Source organism: Globicatella sp. HMSC072A10 (genome assembly GCF_001811625.1).
GTDB lineage: Bacteria > Bacillota > Bacilli > Lactobacillales > Aerococcaceae > Globicatella > Globicatella sanguinis.
The window spans coordinates 1-3,697 of record NZ_KV805788.1 but is presented as its reverse complement, the minus strand read 5'-3'; the positions used below and the strand labels follow the sequence as shown (position 1 = coordinate 3,697).

Genomic DNA, 3,697 nt, shown 5'->3' with positions numbered 1-3,697 from the left:
ACCTCATTAAGACGCAGATTGAGACCACTCAATCACTGCGCTTTTAATTACCGAGTTATAACTTGAATGCATTTACCAAATTGATACCTAGCCTCCTTAGTCCCAATAGCCATACTGTTTCCCGCACGCCTTAGAAGAAGCGAACTTGAACCACTCAGTTACTGCCATCCTGAACACACTAACAATAAACATGGCTTGGAAAGACACTTTCGTCTCATCCAAGCCATATTTTCACATTAATTCTTGACTTTTAACCAAAGAAGTATTCCTTGATAGTTCTATGCTCGACTCGTATTTACGATGGATTTAACAATGAGTCTTTCCACTCGCCAATTAATTCAATAATAGGAATGACAATTGCTGCTACAAAACCACTCGCAAATCCATTATTATATATATTCATCCCTAAGTGAAGCTGCCCACTGATTTCGACCATGTGGAAATGGAGTACACCGGCAACAAAGCCCCATAATGGTCCAAAACGAGCAGAAATCGGTGCTAATCCTGTACTAAAAAGTAATGCTAATACAATAAAGGTACTATTAAATGAACTACCAGAAACATAAACTGAAAAGATAATACCTAAACAAATCGGCAATGAATTAAAAATTGTCTTTCCGACAGCACCAAATAAAATAACCGTTAGCATTGCACCAATTATTGGCCCATTTAAAGAAACATTGATTAACTTTAATAACATATAAAAGACAATACCGTTAATTATCATATTAAGTGTTAAGGTAGAGGTACTAAAATATCGAAATTGATTATGGTAAAAATTCCCTTTTATTTTGATAAAAGACCATAATTCTTTTAATTGAACTTTTTGACCATATAACCCAATAATTGTTAAAAGGATTAGCCAACCCCAAAAGTAAAATTCAAAATAATTGATCGCATACTCATTATCTTGAAACAAATTAATTTCCACATTCATATCGAAATAAGGGAATAGAAAACTAATAAACATGGCGATGACCCCCATGGTAAACCCAAAATTATATAGCGTATATCCTTTATGGAATTGGACAAATTGATTGGCAATTTTAACTGAAATACTACCAATAACAAATCCTACAGCCATTGCTAAAAACCAACGGTAAGGACCGAATACACTATCCAAATAGATTGAGCTAACTAATGGTGCATTGGCAGTCGCCAAAATACTAACTAAGCGATACTCTTTTTCATGATGCATACTATAATAGTAAAACATCGTCCCTAAAATAATAGGCAGTATATTAATAATATGCGTTCCAAAGAAAGCATGCCCCAAAAATAAGCCTGTGACACCTAATTCGAAACTGGTTAAATAACGTTGGCCCTTCCACAGTAAAAGCAGGTAAATAACGAGACTATGAAGCCCCACATTAACGAAAGTTGCTCTAAATCCAGCAATTTCAATAAAATCAGTTAATAGATTAGTTTGTGACATGATCAATTGATAATACATCTGAAGAACGCTAGTTTCTTCTGGAATAAAAAGTGCAAATAAAAATGTATATAAAGTAATGATTAATAAAAATTCTCGCCTATTTAGTAGCGATTTAGTTAACTTCACATTGGTGCCTCCTCATGTTTTTTTATATCTTACAATATTTTTTCCAAATATAAAAAGAATACGACTAGAGATAATAAATCAGCGGCACCACCTGGACTCAAATTTTGTTCAATCAAATCTTGATCCCATTGGCTAATTAAATATTGAAAATTATCCTCATTTAATTCTGCTAATAAAGTAGCGGCCTTCGTTTTAACATTCAACCACATCTCATAATTACCACGATGAATGATATTAGTATCTTCTGCTTTAGATATTAATAATAATAAAGCTTTGGATAAGACAAATTGCACATTAGCTGTAACATTCAATAATTCTCGAGTAAAAGGTAAAACCGTCTCTCTTAATAAAGGATAACCATTCATCGATTCTCCTTTAATCCCTGTTAAACCATAATCTAAATAGATACGCTCACCATTCGTAATCGCCTCTGTTTTATCTTTCAATTGTGCAAGTTCAGATTGCCAAAAATGATAGGTCATGGGTTCTGATAACAATAGTATTGCTTCGGTATCCTTTGCATTAAAAGTTGTTTTGTCGGGATGTTGCTTTAAATAATAGCCTACGGCCGTTAAAATCGTTGCATAAGAGTAATTTGCGCCCTTATGAGTATTAACACCTTTAGTTGCTTTTAACATCGCTTGCTCGGCTTTTACTCCCATTTGGCGAGCTTTCATAAATAATTGTTGTAAGTCACCTTCATGTTCCACTCCCAATTGTACATACTGTTTGAAAAATGGTGCTAATGCTTTTGTACTTTCAATAAAAGTAAAATAATTCATATCAGAATGTGCGCCACTATTCATACAATCTACTAAACCTGGTTTGGGCGTTAACATCACTTCTACTAATAAAGCTTTTTCAGCATTTGACGCAACCCAGTCACAAATATTGCTCATTTATCTGCTCTCTCTTTCTTAAATTATATGTATTTTTTAATGATTTATGTTAAAATAATAAGCGTAACCTTCAATTAAAACGCTTAATTTAAATTAATCTTATGTTCATTATAAACGATTTTAATTGTGATTGTCTTAAAAAAACAATAAAAAAACAGTATAGATATTTTTTGAACGATGATGTTTCATTAATAGAGAGGTGATTGTTTTGATAACGCCACAACATATTAATATTATCAAATCCAATATTTTAGTTTCTCAAGATATTCCTTTGAAAGATTCCGTGTATGAAGCATTACGGAAAACCATTATTATTGGGGAAATCCCTGCGGGTGAACGGATTAATGAAAAGGAATTAGCTGAAAAACTAAATATTAGTCGCACTCCCGTCCGCTATGCCTTATTGGAATTAGAAAAAGAAAAATTAGTCGAACATATTCCTCGAGTAGGACGGATTGTTAAAGGAATTACCATTAAAGATGCCTTTGAAATTTATGATATTCGCAAAGCTTTAGATACACTTGCGACAGTTAAAGCTTATGAACAAATGACAGATGATGATTTTGAAGAATTAAGACAACTATTATTAACGGGTGAAAAATATAATGATGCCAATGAGATTGATTTAGTTTTACAGAACTTTTCTGATTTCAACAATTTTATTTGGGAGAAAAGTAAAATGGTTCGTTTGAAATCAATCGTTACTAAATTATCTGAATATTTACTTTATTTTCGTGACTTATCGATTCGTTCATCTGATCGTCGTGACTTAGCTTTAAGAGAACACTGGTTAATCTACCGTGGAATGAAAAATCGTGATAAAGATCAAATCGAATTGATTATTGGTGAGCATCTAGAAAATTCTAAACAATTTATTTTAAATGAAATGAAACGCCGTAACATCAATTAACTTTCTAAAAGTGACACCGGCCGAAACATCCACTAATTTTCTAAAGAGCCCCTGGTCAGAGACACTATTAAGAACCACCGGTTGAATTATTCATTAATTTTTAGAAAGATATAGATTGGGATTTATTTAACTAGAACCTTCAATTTATATTTCATTTGATGCACGGATAGAGACAAATAGTGATAATGCCATGTCATTACTAAAAATTCAATACTGGTTTAATTTAAATAAAGCTAATGGCTTATTAACTACATTTTATGCAATAACTTGCCTAATGAAATAAGGAGTGGACAAGAAAAACGGCTCTATACTTTTTGGTGTGGATTT

General features: G+C 32.4%; 3 protein-coding genes. 1 reads left to right on the top strand and 2 read right to left on the bottom strand.

What is annotated here, in order from left to right:
- Positions 1-295: 295 nt before the first annotated feature.
- Positions 296-1,561 carry a DUF1576 domain-containing protein gene (locus HMPREF2811_RS08655; protein WP_071408987.1) on the bottom strand — a complete coding sequence of 422 codons (1,266 nt, stop codon included), beginning with the start codon at positions 1,559-1,561 and terminating at the stop codon, positions 296-298.
- A gap of 29 nt (positions 1,562-1,590) precedes the next feature.
- Positions 1,591-2,460: a triphosphoribosyl-dephospho-CoA synthase CitG gene (gene citG / locus HMPREF2811_RS08650; RefSeq protein ID WP_071408986.1), complete on the bottom strand. Its 870-nt coding sequence runs from the start codon at positions 2,458-2,460 to the stop codon at positions 1,591-1,593.
- Positions 2,461-2,686: 226 nt separating this feature from the next.
- On the opposite strand from citG, the gene HMPREF2811_RS08645 reads away from it, so the two are divergent.
- Entirely contained in the window at positions 2,687-3,370 is a 684-nt protein-coding gene (locus tag HMPREF2811_RS08645) for a GntR family transcriptional regulator (RefSeq protein ID WP_371441409.1), read from the top strand.
- The last annotated feature ends 327 nt before the right edge of the window (positions 3,371-3,697 follow it).

What these genes read in the sequence shown, in the direction of transcription:
- citG (WP_071408986.1), bottom strand. Translation starts at nt 2,460, where the DNA reads ATGAGCAATATTTGTGACTGGGTTGCGTCAAATGCTGAAAAAGCTTTA.